Here is an 18125-nt window from a genome sequence, read left to right on the forward strand (position 1 = left end):
AACAAGTGAACAGAAAGTATTTTGGCTCTTATCGCAAGGAGTATGAATTATTTAATAAAACAGCATCTAAAGAAAAACCTACTCATCGTCAAAGGCACAAATCACTACGATTTATATAATTAAAGAAGAATATGTGAATCAGGCTTTAAGGGAACTTATTTCTTTCCTAAAAAATATATCTAAACATAGACAAAATAGGGGCTTGTCGATTAAACATCCTATTTCTAACTCTCTACAATATTCTTCCCTTTAGCTTTAGCCCTTAACATTGACTGATCTGCTTTTTCTAGCAGCTCTAACCAGCTCTCCGCCCCAATCGCCACACCAATACTGACCGAAACCTGAATCAACTCACCGACACTAGAAATAATAATATTCTGTTTTAATATGCCTGAACGAATACTTTCAGCAATCGCTTTTGCTGCTTTCATTTCAATACTTTCGATCACGACTAAAAACTCATCACCACCATAACGAACGATTAAATCGGAAGCTCGCACATTATGCTTGAGTTGGTCTGCAATCATGGTAATCACCTGATCACCCGCAATATGCCCATATTGATCATTCACAAATTTAAAATTATCAATATCAATCACAATGACACAGGTTTCTGATAGACCCTCAGGCTTTGACTCTAAAACATTGATATATTCTTCCAAAGCCAAACGATTTGCGACACCCGTTAATATATCTGAGTTCGCAACTTTCTTAAGCTGTGACTCCATCATGTCACGTTGTTTCAAAATACTTTTTAATCTTTCTATCGCTTCAAATAAAGAAAAGAATTCCTGCCGAGACTGCTTACCAGTAAAAGGTTCAGTTGGACTATTTGATAAGCTCAGAATCATATTTCTTGCTCTAATTAAAGGCTGAAATACACGTCTCTTGGCATAGCTCATAGTGAAAATTGCTGTAAGCAATGAAACAATCGAAATACCAAAGTTAAAAATAAACTGTTGCTGAGCTTCTTGATTCTGCTGCTTAACGATTTCATAGCTATAATCTAAAATATAGTTCTGTAAATCCATCACCGTGGTAAATTTATCAACCATCAGCTCGGTCAGTTGCGTCCCTGTTAAAAAATACGGTTCAGCATTTTCACTTTGATCAAGTAATTTAGAAATTAAAGGTAACCCTTGCTCTAAGAACTCCGTTTTTACGCGTTCATGCAAAAGTTTATATTTTAGTGTTTTGGTCTGTTCAGGTTGAATCGTATCAACCAACGACCAAAGATATTCTGCCTGATGCTGAGTCTGTAAAGAACGTGCTCTATTTGCACCAGAAATCGGTTCAGCAAAAGTGATTGGAGCCATAATGTTAGATGCAATACGCCCAGCCTGATCTCGCATATCTGTTAGGATGAGAATAGAAGTAAAATAATTCGACATGTCGCTATCTTTACTTTCTAATTGCGTCATTAATAACTTTAAACAAAGCCTATTCTCATCCCACACAGAGAAAAGCGCTAAAATTGCATGATCCAGTTGTTGAGAACTTCTTTGTGAATACGGTGTTTCAATATAAACATCAACAACACGACGTGCCTGCGCTAATTTCACTTTGAGATCAGTCTGCAAATGTCCTGCAATAGATTGAAAACCATTCTGCTTTAATACTGAAATGGTTTGATTAATCTGAGTATCTACAGCCTGTCGATGACGTTGCAACTTTTCTTTATTTATAAATAACTCATTCGGTTGACTCGACATTGCCTGATTAGATGGTGCTCTTTCTTTAGAAATTTGATTTGCCGTTTGCACCAAAGCCCGTAGACTCGTAATTTCGATGAGAACTTGTTTTGTTTTGACGTATTCTTGATAACTATGAACAATGAGAGGAATGGAAATATATAAAAAAGAGAAAATAATGATGACCATACAGAAAAATAGACGAAGGCTTGTATGTCCTGAACGTAATTGCGTATGTTTTTGACTACGCTCCATGAACATATCCTGCTATTCTCAAAAAGCCATCCTGATTGATTTTTAAATAACGCTAATTTTACCTGAATTTTAAATCTAACTGTCATAATTCAAGGTACTTTTTCATTTAAATAAAGTATAAATTTAAAATACTTTTCAATTAAGCTGTGATTTTTAATCTAATCTATTGTTTTAATAAAGTTAATATTAAAATCCATTTAATTCAATTATTACTTATTTGATAAAAATATAAGAGAAAAATTTGTTTCATAATTTTAAAAATAATTAAGATCTTCTTTTTAAGCTAAATAGATTTGAATTTTAATCAAAAAATAAAATAATAAATTTTAATGATTGATTAAAAAAATATTTTTAAATGTTTAGAATTTAAATCACCTTATGGTTGTAAATAGAATAAATCTTTGTCACAAATTTCTATGTTATTGAAAGGTCATATTTAAAAAAAATGGATAAAGAAAGGGGCAAAAAAAAGCTCAACCTTGGGGAAAGTCGAGCTAGTAAAACACAATATATTGAGAAAATGTTACGAGATACTTAAATGCAAATTAAATAGCTCTTGTTTGATATTATGTGAATTGCATCTCAAAATGTAAAGTAAATTAAATAGATTGTTTTTAATATTTTAATCGTTTTTTCAAATCAAATAATAATCCCTGAGTACATATTAATCTCGTTATTTATTCTCAGAGAATATTACTACAATAATATCTCATACCACAACACAAAAGAGACTTTAATCACATTTTTGTAGGTGAATTATTACAGTTTTGCGACACCATTGACAGTAAAAAACGATTAAATTGATTGGATTAAACAATCAAAAACCAGTGATTCGAACACCCTAAATTGTGGCTGTTGAATCAGAAAAACAGATTTATCTATTTGTTTGATATTCATTTTATGAAAGTTTGACATTTTAAAAAACATTTGTGCATTTTTTAACCAAAACTTATTTGTTGACTGATCACCTGTCGGAACGGCTAATTTATTACATTGACTTCATATTTTGTTACAATAGAATGAAATCCAACTTTACTCCTTACTGTAAAAGCTGGAAATTATTATGAAAAAACTCGGTTTAGCCACTGCTTTATTATTAGCCATGACCGGTGCTCAAGCTTACCAATTCGAAATCCAAGGTCAGTCTGAAGCTATAGACTCTAATAATGAAGGCAGAGATTTTAATCATTACACTGTTGGTGGACAAGCAACTTACTACTTCAAAAATGTAGATGCATCTAAAGGTCCTTTAGCAGAAGCAGCTTTTGTTAACCAAGCATCAAATATAGCTCTTGGATATAACTTTGCTAATCTTGATGATACTAAATCTCAAAATGTAGGTGTTAAAGCTGAAGCCTATGTACCTACACCTTACGCTCCTGCGTATACAAGCTTAAGCTATAGCGCTACTGATAATGACGGCAAATATGGCAAAAATGATGATCGTGGTCAACGTTGGGCTGTTGAATTTGGTTCTGTAATCGCTCCAAACTTCCTCGTAGCGGTAGGTTATACAAATGTTGTAGAACAAACCTCTTATGATACTTTCAAAATCTTAAACAGCGGTTTTGCTAAAGCATTTAATGAAACAGCAACTATCGCTGACAAGCAAGATGCAATTACTGCACGTACTAAATACGTTGGTGCAATCGATGGCACGCCTATGTCGATTGGTTTCGAAACAGGTATCGTTTACGGTGAAGACACTGCATACGAGTTAAAAACTGATTTGTACCTAAACTCTAAACTTAGCACAGGTGTTTCATACGCTAAATCAAGTTTTGCAGATACACCTGATTCAGCTTGGGGCGTTAATGTAAACTACTTCATTACCCCAGCTGTTGCTGTAGGTGCAAGCTATTTAAATGCTAATGCTGTAGGTACTGATGCAGATATGCAAACTGTTGGCTTAAACGCTAAAGTACGCTTCTAATACAGGCATAGATGTTCTAATTGAGCATCTATGCATAAAAAAACCAGTTCATATGAACTGGTTTTTTTATTGTCTTTAAACATTTGAATAAACAAATGGCTTATTCAACTTGCTAATTACATCTTTTTATCTTCAATATTTAATGCACTAATTGCTAAAACTGCCTGCGTACGATTTTGTACACCTAGCTTACGGAAAATAGCAGTGACATGCGCTTTGATCGTGGCTTCTGATACATCTAACTCATAAGCAATTTGTTTATTGAGCAGACCTTCTGCCACCATCATCAATACACGGAACTGTTGAGGTGTAAGCGATTGCAGGCGTTCTGCCAACGCCGTTTCATCCGCAGCTCTTGGATCGAAACCATGATGCATGGGTAAATTCGGTGGTAGCCAAATTTCACCCTCTAAGACATGTTTAATTGCCTCGCCGATATGACTTGGATGTGATGATTTCGGGATATAACCCATTGCACCATGTGCAATTGCACGTTGAATAATCGACACTTCTTCATGTGCTGATACAACAATGATTGGAATCGCTGGGTATTGTGCTCGTACGTATACCAAGGCAGAAAAACCAGATGCGCCGGGTAAATTCAGATCAAGTAATACGAGATCAGGTTCTGCACCATGCTCTAAGCGCTCATAGAATTCATCGACATCCGCAGTTTCCTGAATCTGTGCTTGAGGAAGACTATATCGAACCGCTTGAATTAAAGCATGTCTAAATAAAGGGTGGTCGTCTACAATTAAAATATTCATAAGCGCTGAGCTGTCTGCGAGTACGTCACTGTACGGTGTTTATTCAAATTTAATCTATCTTAGCCTATTTTTTAAATGAACTGTTGGTTAGACATCAAAACTTGTTTATTTCATCATAAATGCAAAACAATACAAATATTGATATAACTCACAAAACATAGACTAATCAATAACTACTATACAGAAATAACCAATAGAAACAGAGTATTAAATTCATTTAATTTTTTCTACTGAGTCCTTTATAGGTATATATACAAAACAGATAAGCTTGCAGCATTTCCTTATTTTACAACTTGGCATGCGGTGTAGATAAATAAATAGCAATTCGAAATGATCTTTTAGGCCGCTATTATGTCCAATCACAATACTCTCTCTACTCCTCTTAATATTGTTGCAGTATCTGGTGGTTTAAACAGCCCATCAAAAACAGAAAGCTTAGTTCAGGCGATTCTTGATGAACTTTCAGAAGCAATTAATATTAAAGTACATTTCGTCAAGCTGAGTGAAATTGGGCCTTTACTGGGTGGTGCGATTTATCGTAATCAGCTGCCACAACGGGTACAAGATGATTTGGCTGCGGTTGAAGCGGCAGATGCATTAATTGTTGGAACACCTGTTTATCGTGCTTCATTTACAGGCTTATTTAAGCATTTCTTCGACTTTGTTGAGCAAACAGCTCTGGTTGATGTACCCGTTTTACTGGCAGCCTCAGGTGGCAGTGATCGTCATGCTTTGGTTCTAGAACATCAATTACGCCCACTATTTAGCTTCTTCCAAGCACAAACCTTGCCTATTGGCGTCTATGCCACCGATCGTGATTTTACGCCTGAGTATACGGTTAAAAGTGAGCAATTGTCTGATCGCGTGACCTTAGCTGTGGCACGTGCTTTACCGATTTTGGAATGGGCACCTGCCAAAGGCCAGCGTGCTGCGGCAATTAAAACAAAAACTGAACAAGCGAATCAGAATCTCGGCATTAACAAACAGATTGAACAGGCAGAAGTGCTCCCATCGGCGGCTGTGCCCGATTTAGATGCAGCTGAATCTCGCTTACACCCGAAGTCAGCCAAGAATTTAACCCACGTCGCATAAACCATATCTGTTATGGAGGATACAACGATGACAATAACAACATCTGCAATTAAATTTGCCTACTGGGTTCCCAATGTAAGTGGTGGTCTCGTTGTCAGCGATATCGAACAACGTACCGACTGGAGCTATGACTATAACGTACGACTGGCACAAACCGCAGAACGCAACGGCTTCGAATATGCACTCACCCAAATCCGTTTTACCGCAGGCTATGGTGCAGAAAACCAACATGAATCAGTCAGTTTTAGCCATGCCCTCTTGGCTAAAACTGAAAAACTAAAGGTGATTGCAGCCATTCTACCTGGTCCTTGGAAACCTGTGCTTGCGGCCAAACAGCTGGCAACCATTGACTACCTCACCCAAGGGCGTATTGCGATTAATGTGGTCAGTGGCTGGTTCCGTGGCGAATTTGATGCGATTGGCGAACCTTGGCTTGAACACGATGAACGTTATGTTCGTTCAGAAGAATTTATTCGTACTCTCAAAGGCATCTGGACCACTGACAATTACAGCTTTGGCGGCAAATATTATCAATTCCAGAATTACACGCTTAAACCAAAACCTTTGCAAAAACCTTACATCGAAGTGTTTCAAGGCGGCAGTTCTCGTGCCGCACGTGATATGGCTGCACGTGTATCAGATTGGTATTTTACCAATGGTAATAGTGTCGAAGAAATTAAAAAACAAGTCGATGATGTTCGCAGTAAAGCCAGACTGGTCAATCGACAGGTCAAAATTGGCGTGAATGCCTTTATTATCGCCCGTGATACTGAGGAAGAAGCCAAAACCGTATTGAATGACATCATTGCACAAGCCAATGTCGAAGCCGTGAATGCCTTCGGTGATGCGACCCGTGAAGCAGGTGCAGCCGCCCCTGAGCGTGCGGGTAATTGGGCAACATCCACCTTTGATGATCTGGTTCAATATAACGATGGTTTTAAAACCAATCTGATCGGTACACCACAGCAAATTGCAGAACGGATTGTGGACTTAAAAAATGTAGGCGTTGATCTTGTTTTATCAGGCTTTCTTCACTTTATTGAGGAAGTTGAATATTTTGGAGAAAAAGTTCTACCGCTGGTTCGTCAGCTTGAACAACAACAGGAAATTCAATTGGAGGCAAAATCAGCATAAGCTTGGGATTAGATAAGAAGAAAAATAAAAGCGATTGAATATTTCTCCCCAAGACTCGGCTTGGGGATTTTTAATTTAAGCAGTCTCAATTTCCCGCATGACCGTTTCAACCGAATATCGGCACCACTGCGACAGTTGCTCAATAAACTCATTTAATTGTGATGGATTAAAATGGCTAACGATCATATAGCAGGCATTGCCGAGAATTTTAAAACACTCATCCACCTGCTCGTATTGTTTAACCAGTAATTCAACTTCGACAAACGCTTGCTGATCATTCATAAACAATTGAATAAACTGCTTATGTTCGTAGTTGATCGCAACGGTGTAATTTTTGATGATTCCTGCATCCATTAACTGTGCAATACGAGCGCCAACAGCTTGCCCAGTACGATGCACTCGCTGTCCTATTTCTTTATGGCTTAAACGCGAATCTTGTTTCAGCAATTCAATAATTTTTAGATCAATCGGATCAAGTTCAATATTCATTTTTCATTACGAAAGAAAACCAGCAACAATGCTTTCATCTGAATATAGCTGATTTCTCAATTTCACCCTACTCTTGTTTTATCTTAACGCTGGAAGAAAAAATGATGAAACAAGCCTTACTGATTATTGATGTCCAAAACGATTATTTTAAAAATGGCAAAATGGAATTGGTTAATCCAGACCTTGCTCTGGCGAAAACCAATCTATTAGAAGATCATTTTATTCAAAACAATTTACCCATTATTTACATTCAACACATAAACCCTGCCTCTGCCAGTTTCTTTCAAGAAAATACTGTGGGTGTTGCATTACATCCACAACTTAAAGTCACAGATCGCTCACTGATTGTTGAAAAACATTTTCCCAATAGCTTTCTGGAAACCAATCTTCAGGCGTTGTTACAGCAGCATCAAGTTGAGCAGTTAGTGATAACTGGCATGATGACCCATGTCTGTATTGATTCAGGTACACGTGCAGCGAAAGAACTTGGCTACCAACCGATTGTGATCGCCGACGCGACTGCAACCCGTGATCTTGAACATGATGCTAAGATCGCCAAAGCAGCCGATGTACAAACAGCATTTTTATCTGCACTCAGTTTCTTTGCCACGGTACAAAACACTGCTGATTTTTTAGCACAGAATTAAATCATGCAGAAAAAAGAGCGTTGAATCGAACGCTCTTTTTAAATTTGAATTAGATTTATCGGTTTGGATAAACTGTGGCAATCAGATGTTCAACCACAGCCGGCTCAGCCAGTGTTGAAGTATCGCCTAAGCTATCCAATTCATTAGCCGCAATCTTTCTCAAGATACGACGCATGATTTTACCTGAACGAGTTTTCGGCAAAGCGGGTGCCCAATGCAGTGCATCAGGAGTAGCCACTGGCCCAAGCACTTTACGCACCCAACTCACTAACTCCTTGCGTAGCTCCTCAGATTCCGCGACATCAGCTTGCAAGGTGACAAAAGTACAAATCCCTTGACCTTTAATGTCATGTGGCATGCCAACAACTGCCGCCTCAGCCACAGCTTCATGTGCAACCAATGCACTTTCAATCTCGGCTGTCCCCAAACGATGACCTGAAACGTTCAGTACATCATCAACACGCCCAGTGATCCAGTAATAGCCATCAGCATCACGGCGCGCACCATCACCAGTAAAATAATAGCCTTTAAAAGTTGAGAAATAAGCTTCAATAAAGCGCTCTGGATCGCCCCAAATCGTTCTCATTTGACCGGGCCATGAGTCTTTAATGACCAAATTACCTTCGGTTGCTCCGTCCAATTCATTTCCTTCGCCATCGACTAACGCAGGTTGTACTCCAAAGAATGGACGTGTTGCAGAACCCGGTTTGAGTGCAGTTGCACCTGGTAATGGTGAAATTAGAATTCCACCTGTCTCTGTTTGCCACCATGTATCGACAATTGGGCAACGGCCTTCACCCACCACTTCATGGTACCAGTTCCATGCTTCTGGATTGATCGGCTCACCTACTGAACCAAGTAGGCGTAAACTACTCCGATCACTTTCACGTACATAAGCATCGCCTTCACGCATCATGGCGCGAATCGCAGTCGGCGCAGTATACAGAATGGTGATGTTGTGCTTATCAATCACATGACCAATACGTGCCCAAGTTGGATATTGTGGAATTCCCTCAAACATGACCGTAGTAGTGGCATTACTCAACGGACCATAAAGTAAATAACTATGTCCCGTAATCCAGCCCACATCGGCGGTACACCAATATACATCATCTTCTTTGAGATCAAAGACTTCTCTAAAGGTGGTGTTGACATAAACCAGATAACCACCTGTAGTATGTAACACGCCTTTCGGTTTACCTGTTGAACCCGAGGTGTACAAAATGAATAGCGGATCTTCTGCTTTCATCGGTTCTGGTGGACAGTGTTCGTCTACTTCCATAATCGCAAGGTGATACCAAACATCACGCTCAGCATTGAACTGAATCGGATTCCCTGTACGATGCACCACAATCACATTTTCGACACTACTGGTTCCATCAATTTCTAATGCGGCATCTACATTTTCTTTCAGTGGAATGAGCTTGCCGCCGCGCATGCCTGCGTCAGCGCTAATCACTAATTTTGCTTGGCTATCTTCAATACGACTGGCCAATGAGTCTGGTGAAAACCCACCAAATACCACACAATGCACAGCACCAATTCGTGCGCAGGCCAACATAGCAATTGCTGCTTCAGGCACCATTGGCATATATAGCACCACACGATCACCCTTGCGAATACCTTGCTTCTTTAGCACATTGGCAAAACGACAGACTTCATCGTGTAGTTCAGAAAATGAAATGATTTTATGACGTGAAGGATGATCACCTTCCCAGATAATCGCGGGCTTTAAAGGATTATCTTTGAGATGACGATCTAAACAGTTGGCTGAAACATTCAGTTCACCATCGGTGAACCACTCAATTTTGAAATTATCTGCGTTAAAACTTGTATTTTTAACCTGTGTAAATGGCTTAATCCAGTCAATGTTTTGTGCTTCTGCTGCCCAAAATGCTTCAGGCTGCTCGATTGAATCCTGATAACGTTTGAAATAGTCTGCTTCCGAGGTTCTTGCCATTTCTTTGAATTTATCAGGCACTGGGTAGATTTCTTTCATAGCTCACTTCCTTTGTTTTTTATTTCATACCTTAGATATACACATCTATTTTTCGGGTATGTTTTGTTTTCTCTTGCAGTATGGTCACCATTTACAAGAGCAAACAATGCGGCTTTGGTCGTAAGAATGTTATGTTTTGACGACCAAATTGTTTTCAAAAATTTACTCAAAATAATTTAAATTTGAACTGCTTGTCTATGCTTTTTACTTTTAAAATAAGTGATTATTTTGATCATTGCTAAGACCTTAAAAGATTTAATAATCAAAAAATAGGAATTCATCATGTTCGATCAAACGTTATCTGCCTCAATTCAGCCTCAATACGATCACCCTTTATCTGCTAAAGGACGTTTTAATCGCTTAAGCTATCTAGGTTGGTATGGTTTACTGAGTATCAGTTGGACGGTTCTTTTCATTCTTATTGCCACAATTTCGGCGAGTCTAAGTGTAAATAATGTACAGATTCATGAACCAATCTTATCTGCATTTTCAGGAATCGGAGGAATTGCACTGATTGCACTATGGTTTGCTGGCTTTTATTTTCAGATCGTTTTTTTAATCCGACGTTTACACGATCTAAATAAAACAGGATGGCTATGTCTATTATTACTCGTGCCAATCATTCAATTCTTTTTTACACTTTATGTCTTATTTGCAGCAGGCACACCTCATCGCAATGATTATGGCGATGTCCGCCCATCCACCACATGGGAAAAACTATTTGCATGGATCATGATTATATTGAGTTTAATGATGATATTTGGCATGTTTATCTTTAGCTATTATTTTGCTAGCCCTGACTTCTGGGGTACACCAACCCAGATCTTACAAAATACAACTGAGTATTTTTAATACTTTATCGAACAGCCAAATTTGAACTACTCAATAAATAAAACCGTTACGGAATTTATCATGCATGATCAGCATAAATTCATTATGATAGCTCCCCTAATAAATTCCTTACGTTGCGAAATAGAGATTTTCCCGTGGCAAATGAGCAAACGACATTAACTGAGGTCGCTAAAGATACTGGTGAATTGATTCATCAAGCAGGTGCAAAAACCACGCAAACGGTATTGGCACATACTGAAAAATATCATGATGCCTATACCACCATCGATAAAATCATGGACAGCTTTTGGGAGCGTGTACCGTATATCTGTATTGCGATCACAGTATTTGTCATTTTTTGGCTACTGACTAAGTTATTTAAATTCTTTATTCACAAAACTTTGGAAAACCGTAGTTACACCCGACAAAACTTGGTATTGGTGCTCAACCGTGTCGGAAGCACTTTTATTCTATTCTTTGGTTTTTTAATTGCATTGGTCATCGCTATTCCAGGTTTCACCCCAAGCCAGTTAATCGGAGCATTGGGAATCGGTTCTGTTGCAATCGGTTTCGCTTTCAAAGATATTTTCCAAAACTTGCTATCAGGTATCTTAATTTTACTCAGTGAACCTTTCCGCATCGGCGATGATATTGTTGTGAATGGTTTTGAAGGCAATGTTGAAGATATCCAGATTCGTGCAACCTTTTTACGCTCACCTGATGGTCGCCGTATCGTGATTCCCAATGCAACGGTGTATACCAGTGCCGTTACAGTGAACAATGCCTATCAGCGTCGTCGTTGTGAGTTTGTCGTTGGTATTGGTTATGAAGATGATATGCAGAAAGCAAAAAAAATCATTATGGATATTTTAGACCGTAATCTTAATGTACTGAGTCAACCCAGCTTCTCGGTCAATGTCACCGCACTTGCAGATTTCTCAATTAATTTAACCGTGCGTTGGTGGGTAAATACCACAGAAACCACCACATCTGCATCAATTAGTGAAATTCAAGAACTTGTCGTGACCGCCTTCGATGAGAAAGGAATTTCGATTCCTTATCCAGTACAGGAAGTTAAAGTCTATCGTGGTGATCAATCAGAGCCGATCAACCTAGATAAATAATCGCCCTAAAATATGTGATACTGCCGTTTCAGTTCGTAAAATTCGGTTGCCTAAGCTCATTGCTTGGCAGCCATTTTTTTTGAGCAAATCCACCTCATACGGAATAAATCCACCTTCTGGACCAACGATCAGACTACATGAATGCTGAATCGCAGATGGCATCTGCTGTTCTGCATAAGGGTGTGCGACATAAGCAGGTTTTTCATCTGAAATAAATGTAGGCAAAACATCTTCAACAAAAGGTTTAAAGCGTTTATACAATTGAATTTCAGGTGCAATCGTATCACCTGCCTGCTCTAAACCTAAAGTCACATAATCATCAAGCTGCTGTAAAAATGGGCTTTGCCAATAGCTTTTATCCACTCGATAACTATGAATCAAACTGATCCGTTCCACGCCTAAAGTCACCGCATCCATGATGATACGGCGCAATACTTTAGGACGTGGTAAAGCTAGAATTAAATGCACAGGCAGCTTTTCAGGAATGGCTTCCAGTTGAATCGGTCTTATGCAAATCTGTTGTTCAGAAACAGATATTACTTCCGTAAGATAGCGCTGACCGTTACGCACGCCGACTTTTAAAGTATCTCCACAATTCAACTGAATATGCTGTCGTAAATGTTGTAATTGACGCGGATTTTCAATCTGCCAGACATCATCCGCTGTCGTGATGTGATTAGCTTCAAGTAAAACAATATTCATGACAAAGCTTTGAATTCTAAATAATGATTAATCAATTGAATATGCTTTTGGAGAGAGCCTTTATTTCGTTGCAGAACCAATTCGGCCTGTTCAATCAATTGCTGAGCCTGTATTCGGTCATCTAAACAACTCAAAAGTTGCTGTACCACTTGTGCCGCATCTGTTCCAATCAAAATTCCGTGTTCAGCCACAAACTCATCCACGATACTTTGGAAATTAAAATAGCGTGGACCAATCACAGTCGGTACATCTAAAACCATCGGTTCTAAAATATTGTGTCCGCCACCCGGCTCATTCAATGAACCACCAACAAAACAAGCTTGGCTCAGCGCATACCACAGCCACATTTCGCCCATACTATCCGCTAGAAAAACCTGTGTATCAATTTGAATTGGCTGTTTAAGACTACGGCGTTGCGTATTTAAGTTTAAACTTTGGCAAACTTTATACACCTCATCAAAACGCTCAGGATGACGCGGCACGATGATACAGAGTAAATTGGGATTTGAATTTAAATGTGGCTGTAATTGTTTCAGCAGACTTTCTTCTTCAGGTGCATGTGTACTTGCAAGTACGATAATCTGCCGATCTGCCAATTGCCAATCTTGTTTTAACTGTTCAGCTTGCTGCACGTACTGCTCTGGCGCAGCGATATCAAATTTAATATTACCAACAACCTGACTCTTGGCTTGATCTAAACCTAAATCCACATAACGCTGTTGTGTCGCAATGTCTTGAGCCAATAACCATGTGAGTTGCTGCAACATTGGCTGTGTCAAACGGCGAACTTTGCCATAACCTTTCGCTGATTTTGCTGAAAGACGAGCATTCAATAAGATACATGGGATTTGCTTCTGTTTGGCTTGCGCAATCAAATTTGGCCAAATTTCAGTTTCAACTAGAGCAAGAAGTTTCGGTTGATACAGCTCAAAAAATTGTTTCAGTAATGGCTTTTGATCAACAGGCAAATAGACCGCCTGAAAAAGTGCAGGATATTTTTCGGAAAATAAGCTCTTGGCTCTGGCTTGTCCTGTCTTGGTGGTGTTAGTCACTAAAACTGTGTGTCCAAGTTTTAGATAGTGCTCAATCAAAGGTTGAGCAGCATTGGTTTCTCCAACCGATACCACATGAAACCAAATCGTATTTAAATTTTTAGGCGCTTGAAACGGTCCAAAACGCTCTAGACATTCTTGTTGAAATAGCGCATCGCTTTCAGCCCGTTGTTTGATTTTCCAGCGATATAAAGGCTTGAGACATATCAGTAAAAAGTTATACCAAAATGGTGTTTGCTGTACCGCGTTTTGCTGCGCCATCCTAGACCATAATTTAGAATTTGATTTCAGCTCATTATGCGGAAGTTTCCTATGCATTGACAATTGATTATTGTATGTTGCACTTTGATTAAATATTTCTTTATAAAGAAAAATGATATCTTAGAACAAAGAATAATCCATTTTGAGAAAAACGATGCAACCTGATTGGTTCAAACAAATAAAGCAACCTCCTGAAGAAACGACACCAGCATATCTACCCCGTCATCCATTTCAAATTATTCTTCCTTTTTTAATTCTAGCGTTACTGTGCTGCTTATGGGCGCTTCTAGCCAGTCACTTAGGCGCATTAATGAAAGCCAGTTTTTTACTTGCGGTTCCCTTTATTATTGGTGCGCTCATTGTATATATCCAGAATTACCGAAAAGCTGTTTCATTTATACATAGTTTTAAAGTGATTATTATTTTTCTCATTTTTCTCTTATTGTTTTCCATTGTTGTGCTACGTGAAGGTGCCATTTGCGTTGTAATTATGACCCCGATTTTATTGATCGGTATGCTGACGGGCGCGTTATTCATGAAAGGGCTGTGTTACAAAATATGGAAACCCAATAAGGGCATTTACAGCCTCGTATTATTACCATTTATTCTACTGCCTCTCCCTGAGAAAACCCAACTACATTATGATCATGTTGATCAAAGTATTCTCATCAATGCCCCTGCCAAGGTCATTTGGCAACAACTCAATCATGCCGACAATATTCAACCACATGAATTTAAACCGAGCGTGTTATACAGCATTGGTGTGCCTTATCCTGTTTCTGGGCTGACTCAACCGACGAGTGAAGGATTGATCCGTTATTCAACATGGCAAAAAAATATTCATTTTGAAGAAATCATTCAACAATCCAAACCTAATCAATATCTCAGTTGGACCTATCGTTTCTCTCCAACGTCTATTCCTCAAGGTGCGCTAGATGATCATGTCAGCATTGGAGGAAAATATTTTGATCTTCGATATACCTCATTTGAACTGACACCCATCAATGATCAGCAAACTAAGCTCACGCTAAAAATTGATTATCGAATTAGCACCGAAGTCAATTTTTATGCCAATCAGATTGCACAATTGATGGTGCATGATTTTTCCAATGTGATTCTGGATTTCTACAAAAATAGAAGTGAACAGGCCATCCAGACACCCCAAACTTAAATTGTCAAAAACCTCCTAGCAGATTCAACCTGCTAGGAGGTTTTTTGCTTTACTTAAGCTTCTAACTTTTCCAATACAGGATAATCGGTATAACCCGCTGCGCCTACGCCATATAAAGTATCGAATTGAACCTGATTTAAAGGCAAATTATGTTCCAAACGTTCTAATAGATCTGGATTGGCAATATAAGCTAATCCAAAAGCCACAGCATCTGCTTGCTCAGTTTCTAAAATTTGTTTTGCTGAAGCTGGTGTTAATTTCTCGTTAGCAATCCACACCCCTTTGAATTTAGGGCGGAGTTGCGGCTGTAAACTATCTTCCGCTGCATATTCACGCGTGAAAATAAAACCAATATTGCGTTGATCTAATTGTTCAACCACATAACCAAAAGTCGCTAATGGATCTGCATCGCCCATATCGTGCGAATCTGCACGTGGTGCAAGGTGGACACCCACACGCCCAGCACCCCAAACTTCTATAAATGCATCGACCACTTGTAATAATAAACGTGCGCGATTTTCAATCGAACCACCATATTCATCATCACGATGGTTCGTGGTACTTTGTAGAAATTGATCGATCAAATAACCATTGGCTGCATGCAATTCAACACCATCAAAACCTGCTGCTTTCGCTAACTCAGCCGCATGTTTATATTGTGCGACGATTTCTTGGATTTCTTCATGCGATAAAGCACGAGGGGTAACGAAAGGACGTTTTGGACGCAGTAAACTCACTTCACCTGCGGGTTGAATCGCACTTGGTGCAACTGGAATATCACCATCCAATAAGTCAGGATGTGAAATACGACCCACGTGCCAGAGCTGAACAACAATCTTTGAACCCTGAGAATGTACAGCTTCAACAATTTTGTTCCATGCTTGAGCTTGCTCTTGCGACCATAAGCCTGGCGTATTGGCATAACCAACCGCTTTCGGGCTAATCACCGTCGCTTCGGTAATAATTAAGCCTGCATTGGCACGTTGTTGATAATATTCCACCATTAAATCGTTCGGAATACGCTCAGCACCACTACGAGATCTCGTCAAAGGTGCTAAAACCAAACGGTTTTTAATCGTAAAATCACCTACTTGTAATGCAGAATTTAGTTCAGCCATGATCGCCTCAACTTACACTTATCAATTTAAAGTGTTTGTTTTAAATGTTCGATGTATTGCTGAATCAAAGCTTCGTTTCTGGTGAAATAGGACCACTGCCCGTATTTCTCAACTTGAATCAAACCTGCCTGCTGTAACACAGACAAATGGTTTGACATGGTTGATTGTGCAACTTTGCCTAGACGTTCAATATGACCTGCACATACGCCTCGTTCAAAACTGCCACCACATTCCTGCACCGGTAAAAATTGCTCAGGCTCTTTCAGCCATTGCAAAATCTGTCGACGTAATGGATTGGCTAAGGCCTTGCTTATAACATCAATATCCATAGACTCACCACGTTTCTCAACAGGCAAAGCTTTGTTCAGCATCTGAAACTAGTATATCGATTTTTATAAATATTAATATCTATATTTTACGATATTAATATCATATTTTTTCGATTAACTATCAAATGCTGAACGAGATTGCCGTTTTAAGTTAATTGAAACTTATAGACCTTGTTTCAAACTTGCTTCAATAAACCGATCTAAATCACCATCTAAGACTGCTTTAGTATTTGAGTTTTCAATACCAGTACGCAAATCTTTAATACGCGAATCATCTAAGACATAAGAACGAATCTGACTTCCCCAACCAATATCTGACTTCGAGTCTTCCAATGCTTGAGCTGCTTCATTACGTTTGCTCATCTCTAACTCATAGAGTTTGGCACGTAATTGCTTCCACGCATGATCACGGTTCGCATGCTGTGAACGTTGGTTCTGACATGCCACCACGATACCCGTTGGTGCGTGAGTGAGACGAACTGCAGAATCAGTTTTGTTAATGTGCTGACCACCCGCACCCGAAGCACGATAAGTATCGGTACGGACATCCGACGGATTAATATCAATTTCGATATTGTCATCAATCTCAGGTGAGATAAATACCGCTGAGAATGAGGTATGACGGTTGTTATTACTGTCAAATGGTGACTTACGTACTAAACGATGTACGCCACTTTCGGTACGTAACCAGCCATAAGCAAACTCGCCATCGACACGGATGGTTGCTGATTTAATGCCTGCCACATCACCATCAGACACTTCCATCAATTCAGCTTTAAAGCCATGACGTTCGATCCAACGCAGATACATCCGTAGTAACATCGATGCCCAGTCTTGTGCTTCCGTACCACCAGAACCTGATTGGATTTCAAGGAAACATGGATTTGGGTCCATTGGATTACTAAACATACGGCGGAATTCTAAATTACCTAGAGCCTGTTCAGCACTATCAAGTTCAGCCTGAACATCTTCCAGTAAAGTTTCATCATCGGCTTCTACAGCCAAATCAAGCATCGCTTTAGCATCATCGAGCTGTTCTGCAAGACGATCAAATACACCTAAAGTATTTTCTAAACTGCCCTTTTCTTTCGCAATCGCTTGCGCACGACTCTGATCATTCCAAATTGCAGGATCTTCGAGTTCTCTTAAAACTTCTTCTAAACGCTCTGCCTTTAGATCGTAGTCAAAGATACCCCCGTAGTGTTTGACTACGATCAGATAAATCTTTTAATTGGACTAAATACGGATTAATTTCCACGCCTAATTTCTCTCAATTTTTTCACTCAATTTGTTATTTTAACATAAGTGTTTTAAGTGACACAGCCTTCCGTTTTTCAATAGTTTTACCAATATAAAAACTCTAAAACAATCAATATTTCTTATTAAAATTTAATTTTGTAATGACACATTTAGCGATAAAAGTGTCCATAAATTACATAAAGATACCAGAACACACAATCTATCCTATGTTTTAATAAATCAAAACATTTATAAATAAATTTTATTTATCAAATAGATATAATTTATATT

The 18125-nt window shown here is 38.9% G+C and carries 16 protein-coding genes; 7 read left to right on the plus strand and 9 right to left on the minus strand.

What is annotated here, in order from left to right:
• Nucleotides 1–224: 224 nt before the first annotated feature.
• Complete coding sequence (locus O1449_RS14730; RefSeq protein WP_269238685.1) at nt 225–1946, minus strand: GGDEF domain-containing protein; 1722 nt, start codon at nt 1944–1946, stop codon at nt 225–227.
• Between the two features lie 1063 nt (nt 1947–3009).
• Between O1449_RS14730 and omp33-36 the strand changes: the two genes are divergently transcribed.
• Nucleotides 3010–3879 (plus strand): porin Omp33-36, encoded by an 870-nt coding sequence (gene omp33-36 / locus O1449_RS14735; protein ID WP_269238686.1) that lies wholly within the window; start codon nt 3010–3012, stop codon nt 3877–3879.
• 116 nt (nt 3880–3995) lie between these two features.
• On the opposite strand, the gene O1449_RS14740 is transcribed toward omp33-36, so the two are convergent.
• Entirely contained in the window at nt 3996–4646 is a 651-nt protein-coding gene (locus tag O1449_RS14740; protein ID WP_004659931.1) for a response regulator transcription factor, read from the minus strand.
• A gap of 351 nt (nt 4647–4997) precedes the next feature.
• Between O1449_RS14740 and msuE the strand changes: the two genes are divergently transcribed.
• Both msuE and sfnG read left to right on the plus strand, forming a co-directional pair.
• Nucleotides 4998–5738 (plus strand): FMN reductase, encoded by a 741-nt coding sequence (msuE, locus tag O1449_RS14745; RefSeq protein ID WP_269229368.1) that lies wholly within the window; start codon nt 4998–5000, stop codon nt 5736–5738.
• Between the two features lie 27 nt (nt 5739–5765).
• Nucleotides 5766–6872 carry a dimethylsulfone monooxygenase SfnG gene (gene sfnG / locus O1449_RS14750; RefSeq protein WP_269229367.1) on the plus strand — a complete coding sequence of 369 codons (1107 nt, stop codon included), beginning with the start codon at nt 5766–5768 and terminating at the stop codon, nt 6870–6872.
• A gap of 75 nt (nt 6873–6947) precedes the next feature.
• Here sfnG and O1449_RS14755 read toward each other — a convergent pair whose 3' ends face one another.
• Nucleotides 6948–7361 (minus strand): winged helix-turn-helix transcriptional regulator, encoded by a 414-nt coding sequence (locus tag O1449_RS14755; RefSeq protein WP_269238687.1) that lies wholly within the window; start codon nt 7359–7361, stop codon nt 6948–6950.
• A 104-nt stretch (nt 7362–7465) separates the two neighbouring features.
• Between O1449_RS14755 and O1449_RS14760 the strand changes: the two genes are divergently transcribed.
• Nucleotides 7466–8008, plus strand: coding sequence for a cysteine hydrolase family protein (locus tag O1449_RS14760; RefSeq protein WP_269239722.1), 543 nt, complete (start codon nt 7466–7468; stop codon nt 8006–8008).
• 55 nt (nt 8009–8063) lie between these two features.
• Here the strand turns inward: O1449_RS14760 and acs are convergent, their stop codons facing one another.
• Nucleotides 8064–10007: an acetate--CoA ligase gene (gene acs / locus O1449_RS14765; RefSeq protein WP_269238688.1), complete on the minus strand. Its 1944-nt coding sequence runs from the start codon at nt 10005–10007 to the stop codon at nt 8064–8066.
• A gap of 282 nt (nt 10008–10289) precedes the next feature.
• Between acs and O1449_RS14770 the strand changes: the two genes are divergently transcribed.
• Both O1449_RS14770 and O1449_RS14775 read left to right on the plus strand, forming a co-directional pair.
• Entirely contained in the window at nt 10290–10859 is a 570-nt protein-coding gene (locus O1449_RS14770; protein ID WP_269229364.1) for a DUF805 domain-containing protein, read from the plus strand.
• Nucleotides 10860–10993: 134 nt separating this feature from the next.
• On the plus strand, nt 10994–11962 hold the full coding sequence (locus O1449_RS14775; RefSeq protein ID WP_269238689.1) for a mechanosensitive ion channel family protein: 969 nt from the start codon (nt 10994–10996) through the stop codon (nt 11960–11962).
• On the opposite strand, the gene O1449_RS14780 is transcribed toward O1449_RS14775, so the two are convergent.
• The gene (locus O1449_RS14780; RefSeq protein ID WP_269238690.1) at nt 11951–12664 is read right to left on the minus strand and encodes a 16S rRNA (uracil(1498)-N(3))-methyltransferase; all 714 of its coding nucleotides are present in this window, start codon (nt 12662–12664) and stop codon (nt 11951–11953) included. The genes O1449_RS14775 and O1449_RS14780 overlap by 12 nt on opposite strands.
• Nucleotides 12661–13977, minus strand: coding sequence for a 3-deoxy-D-manno-octulosonic acid transferase (locus tag O1449_RS14785; RefSeq protein WP_269238691.1), 1317 nt, complete (start codon nt 13975–13977; stop codon nt 12661–12663). The genes O1449_RS14780 and O1449_RS14785 overlap by 4 nt, the downstream gene beginning before the upstream one ends.
• A 154-nt stretch (nt 13978–14131) precedes the next feature.
• On the opposite strand from O1449_RS14785, the gene O1449_RS14790 reads away from it, so the two are divergent.
• Nucleotides 14132–15148, plus strand: coding sequence for a hypothetical protein (locus O1449_RS14790; protein WP_269238692.1), 1017 nt, complete (start codon nt 14132–14134; stop codon nt 15146–15148).
• A gap of 53 nt (nt 15149–15201) precedes the next feature.
• Here the strand turns inward: O1449_RS14790 and O1449_RS14795 are convergent, their stop codons facing one another.
• The 3 genes from O1449_RS14795 to prfB all read right to left on the minus strand — a co-directional run bounded on the left by O1449_RS14795 (nt 15202) and on the right by prfB (nt 17853).
• Nucleotides 15202–16266 carry an alkene reductase gene (locus O1449_RS14795; protein WP_269238693.1) on the minus strand — a complete coding sequence of 355 codons (1065 nt, stop codon included), beginning with the start codon at nt 16264–16266 and terminating at the stop codon, nt 15202–15204.
• Between the two features lie 26 nt (nt 16267–16292).
• Nucleotides 16293–16595: an ArsR/SmtB family transcription factor gene (locus O1449_RS14800; protein ID WP_034601002.1), complete on the minus strand. Its 303-nt coding sequence runs from the start codon at nt 16593–16595 to the stop codon at nt 16293–16295.
• Nucleotides 16596–16757: 162 nt separating this feature from the next.
• Nucleotides 16758–17853, minus strand: a protein-coding gene (gene prfB, locus O1449_RS14805; RefSeq protein ID WP_269238694.1) for a peptide chain release factor 2 whose coding sequence is annotated in 2 segments (ribosomal slippage) — nt 16758–17780 and nt 17782–17853 — 1095 coding nt in all. Because the reading frame shifts where the segments join, the coding sequence is not laid out codon by codon here.
• Nucleotides 17854–18125 lie beyond the last annotated feature (272 nt).

It is taken from the genome of Acinetobacter sp. TR3, from assembly GCF_027105055.1.
GTDB lineage: Bacteria > Pseudomonadota > Gammaproteobacteria > Pseudomonadales > Moraxellaceae > Acinetobacter.

Bases quoted from the DNA above. Each gene is read 5' to 3' on its own strand.
- O1449_RS14730 (WP_269238685.1), bottom strand. From the start codon at position 1,946: ATGGAGCGTAGTCAAAAACATACGCAATTACGTTCAGGACATACAAGC.
- omp33-36 (WP_269238686.1), top strand. From the start codon at position 3,010: ATGAAAAAACTCGGTTTAGCCACTGCTTTATTATTAGCCATGACCGGT.
- O1449_RS14740 (WP_004659931.1), bottom strand. From the start codon at position 4,646: ATGAATATTTTAATTGTAGACGACCACCCTTTATTTAGACATGCTTTA.
- msuE (WP_269229368.1), top strand. From the start codon at position 4,998: ATGTCCAATCACAATACTCTCTCTACTCCTCTTAATATTGTTGCAGTA.
- sfnG (WP_269229367.1), top strand. From the start codon at position 5,766: ATGACAATAACAACATCTGCAATTAAATTTGCCTACTGGGTTCCCAAT.
- O1449_RS14755 (WP_269238687.1), bottom strand. From the start codon at position 7,361: ATGAATATTGAACTTGATCCGATTGATCTAAAAATTATTGAATTGCTG.
- O1449_RS14760 (WP_269239722.1), top strand. From the start codon at position 7,466: ATGAAACAAGCCTTACTGATTATTGATGTCCAAAACGATTATTTTAAA.
- acs (WP_269238688.1), bottom strand. From the start codon at position 10,007: ATGAAAGAAATCTACCCAGTGCCTGATAAATTCAAAGAAATGGCAAGA.
- O1449_RS14770 (WP_269229364.1), top strand. From the start codon at position 10,290: ATGTTCGATCAAACGTTATCTGCCTCAATTCAGCCTCAATACGATCAC.
- O1449_RS14780 (WP_269238690.1), bottom strand. From the start codon at position 12,664: ATGAATATTGTTTTACTTGAAGCTAATCACATCACGACAGCGGATGAT.
- O1449_RS14785 (WP_269238691.1), bottom strand. From the start codon at position 13,977: ATGGCGCAGCAAAACGCGGTACAGCAAACACCATTTTGGTATAACTTT.
- O1449_RS14790 (WP_269238692.1), top strand. From the start codon at position 14,132: ATGCAACCTGATTGGTTCAAACAAATAAAGCAACCTCCTGAAGAAACG.
- O1449_RS14795 (WP_269238693.1), bottom strand. From the start codon at position 16,266: ATGGCTGAACTAAATTCTGCATTACAAGTAGGTGATTTTACGATTAAA.
- O1449_RS14800 (WP_034601002.1), bottom strand. From the start codon at position 16,595: ATGGATATTGATGTTATAAGCAAGGCCTTAGCCAATCCATTACGTCGA.